This window comes from Alkalibacterium indicireducens (assembly GCF_039522005.1).
In the GTDB taxonomy this organism is placed as follows: Bacteria; Bacillota; Bacilli; order Lactobacillales; family Carnobacteriaceae_A; genus Alkalibacterium; species Alkalibacterium indicireducens.
Genome location: NZ_BAAADA010000033.1, coordinates 1 through 3,673 on the forward strand (window position 1 = coordinate 1; position 3,673 = coordinate 3,673).

Consider the following 3,673-nt stretch of genomic DNA (forward strand, 5'->3'; position numbering starts at 1 on the left):
ATAAAGAACCCTATAAAATAGAGAACGAATAAGGGTTTTTTATCCGTGTCTATTCTATAGGGTCCAGTTTAAAAATCCATAGGTGTTTTTTTTTACCTGTCTACTTGACAGGGAGCAGTTCAATTGAATCTAGTCCTCTTTTATTTTTATTTTTTATTCGTATTCTACAACATCGACCCATCGCATTAAGAATTCTTCATTTTCTTTAATTCCCTTAGCTAATTGCTCAGCAGTAACAATTGGGCACCACTTCAAAATATATTGAAGAGCGGTATTTGTTTTTTCAGCATATAGTTTGATGTATTTTTCTGCTAATTCTTTCTCGCCTTTTAAATAAAAGTCGAGATACGTAGTGGCAGCATCATGTGAACCATTTCCTTGAGTCACGTGAGACCAGTCAAGGACGTAAGCCTCTTCATCATCTGTAATAATAATGTTTGTTGGATTGAAATCACCATGACAAACTTTATTATGAACAGGCATCCCTGCTAACCGACTATCTAATTCATAACGAATGGTTGCGTTTAAACCGCTATTCGCAATTTTTCGACTCATTTTACTATGCATCTCATTTAGTAGAGGAGCTCTTTCTTGATGGATGGCTATTTGTAAATCAACAAATAGCTCTAAGTATTCATCCATTTTTTCTGGATTTTCATCCATTAATTCTTGCAAAGTGTTGCCTGGTACATAATCCATCAAAATCATTTGGTCATCATCTAGCAATCGGACTTCATGTAATTTGGGAATGTTAAGTCCAGTCTCTTCAATTCTTGACTGGTTTAAGGCTTCGTTTAAAATATTAGCTTTTGAGAACGATGAATCAAATTTTATAATGACTTTGTCACCTTTACGATAGATTTCTTTGTCTGATCTTTCAGCAAGTACTTGCTTTTCCATAACTACCTATCCTTTCCATAGTATGCATTTAGATACATTTCTTTTATTTCGCTCATTAATGGGTAGCGAGGGTTTGAGCCAGTACACTGGTCATCAAATGCATTCTCAACCATTGCATCAAGAGTATCTAAGAATTCTTTTTCTGGGACATCGTATTCTTGGATGGTCTGTTTAATACCAATTTCTGCTTTTAATTCATTTAGTGCGTCGAGTAAGTTCTCTAATTTTTCTTCATCGGTATTTCCACCTAAGTTTAAGTGATCGGCAATTTCAGCATATCTACTTAATGCTTTTGGATGGTCATACTGTGAGAAAGTCCCCATTTTTGTTGGTGTTTCACTTGCGTTAAAGGAAATCACTTCATTAATTAATAATGCGTTTGCTAAACCGTGAGTGACATGGTGCTGAGAGCCTAATTTGTGTGCCATTGAGTGACAGACACCTAGGAAAGCATTACCAAACGCCATTCCGGCCATTGTTGAAGCATCCCCCATTTTTTCACGAGCGACAGGGTCTTTGGCACCGTATTTATAGGCTCTTGGCAAGTATTCAAAAGCAACTTTTAGTGCTTGTAAGGCTAGTCCATCCGTATAGTCTGATGCCATAACAGAAGCGTAGGCTTCTAATGCGTGAGTGACTGCATCAAATCCTGAATAGGCCGTTAATCCTTTAGGAGCATTATCCATTAAGTCTGCATCGACAACTGCCATATCTGGCATTAACTGGTAGTCTGCTAATGGGTATTTTACATTTGACTCATCATCTGTAATTACCGCAAATGGTGTCACTTCAGCACCTGTACCAGCAGTAGTAGGAATCGCTACAAAGTAAGCTTTTTCACCTAAGACAGGGAATCCTAATACTCGTTTACGGATATCCATGAAACGCATGGCTAAGTCCATAAAGTCTGTTTCGGGATGTTCATACATTACCCACATGATTTTCGCAGCATCCATCGGACTACCTCCACCGACAGCAATAATGGTGTCAGGTTGGAAATCATGCATTTCATTTGCACCTTGCGTGACATTAGAAAGTGTAGGGTCAGGCTGAACGTTAGAGAACGTTTTGTGTTCAATACCTAATGCATCTAACTTTTTAGTAATTGTATCTGTGTATCCATTGTCAAATAGAAATTTATCCGTAACAATAAATGCACGTTTCTTGTTTTGTACTGCTTTTAATTCGTCCAAGGCAAGTGGTAGACAACCGCGCTTAAAGAATGTTTTTGCTGGAGTTTTCAACCATAACATATTTTCTTTCCTTTCAGCTACTGTTTTAATATTGAGTAAGTGCTTGACGCCAACGTTTTCTGATACAGAGTTTCCACCCCATGTTCCACAACCCAAGGTTAAAGAAGGTGTTAGTTTAAAGTTATAAATATCACCTATACCACCTTGTGATGAAGGAGTATTAATTAGGATCCGTGCTGTTTTCATACGGTTTTGGAATTTCTCTAATCGATCATTCTCTGCAGCTGTGTCAATATACAGTGCTGATGTATGACCATATCCACCATCTTTTACCAAACGATCAGCTTTATCAAGCGCATCGTCAAAGTCGTCCGCACGGTACATGGCAAGAAGAGGAGATAGTTTTTCATGAGCAAATTCTTCCGCCAAGCTTACATCTGTCACTTCACCAATTAAAATTTTCGTTGTTTCTGGAACATTAATTCCTGCTAATTCCGCAATTACTGGAGCTGGTTGTCCAACAATCTTAGAGTTTAGCGCTTCATTAATAATGATTGTCTTACGTACTTTGTCTAGCTCTTTATCATTTAAGAAATGACAATTACGGTAAGCAAATTCTTTTTTAACTTCGTCATAAACGTCGTCTAATACCACTACAGACTGTTCCGATGCACAAATCATCCCATTATCAAATGTTTTTGAATGGATGATTGAGTTCACTGCCAACAAGATGTCAGCACTATCGTCAATAATTGCTGGCGTGTTTCCTGCACCTACACCAAGAGCTGGCTTACCTGATGAATAAGCGGCGTTTACCATTCCTGGTCCACCTGTCGCCAAGATGGTGTCTGATTCTGCCATAACCATTTGTGTGAGTTCTAGACTTGGCACATCAATCCAACTAATAATTCCTTCAGGCGCTCCGGCTTTAACTGCCGCGTCTAAAATAATCTTAGCGGTTTCAATTGTACAGTTCTTTGCTCTAGGGTGAGGACTAATGACAATTCCATTTCGTGTTTTCAATGCGATTAAAATTTTGAATATGGTAGTGGACGTTGGGTTCGTTGTTGGAATAATCGCTGAGATGACACCAATTGGCTCAAGAACTTTCTTAATTCCATAGCTTGTATCTTCTTCAACGATTCCTACTGTCTGAGTGTCTTTGTAATTGTTGTATACAAATTCTGCTGCATAATGGTTCTTAATAACTTTATCTTCTACACAACCCATACCGGATTCTTCAACGGCATGTTTGGCCAGAGGAATTCTCGCTTGGTTTGCTGCAACAGATGCTGCTAAAAATACTTTATCTACTTCTTCTTGAGTAAAATGAGCGAATTCTCTTTGAGCTTTTCTAACTTCATCTAGTGCATTTTGTAATGTTTCTTGGTCTTCTACAATCGTTCGTACTTTTGTCAAAATAATCTCCTCCACAAGATTGTTACTTCTTTCACAATATGAATATATAATATACAAAATAAATTCATTTGTAAAGAGGGAAAAGAAAGTTGTATGTGTCAAGACTTTGGCGGAAACTTTTTTTCTAGAGATGGTAACTCTTCAATTTTAATATTAAAATG

2 protein-coding genes are annotated in these 3,673 nt (G+C 37.6%); both read right to left on the reverse strand.

What is annotated here, in order from left to right; translation table 11 throughout:
• Positions 1-153 precede the first annotated feature (153 nt).
• Complete coding sequence (locus ABFX15_RS02295) at positions 154-900, reverse strand: phosphotransferase family protein (RefSeq protein WP_346023914.1); 747 nt, start codon at positions 898-900, stop codon at positions 154-156.
• A 2-nt stretch (positions 901-902) separates the two neighbouring features.
• Positions 903-3,512 (reverse strand): bifunctional acetaldehyde-CoA/alcohol dehydrogenase, encoded by a 2,610-nt coding sequence (adhE, locus tag ABFX15_RS02300; protein ID WP_346023915.1) that lies wholly within the window; start codon positions 3,510-3,512, stop codon positions 903-905.
• Positions 3,513-3,673 lie beyond the last annotated feature (161 nt).

Bases quoted from the DNA above. Each gene is read 5' to 3' on its own strand.
- ABFX15_RS02295 (WP_346023914.1), bottom strand. From the start codon at position 900: ATGGAAAAGCAAGTACTTGCTGAAAGATCAGACAAAGAAATCTATCGT.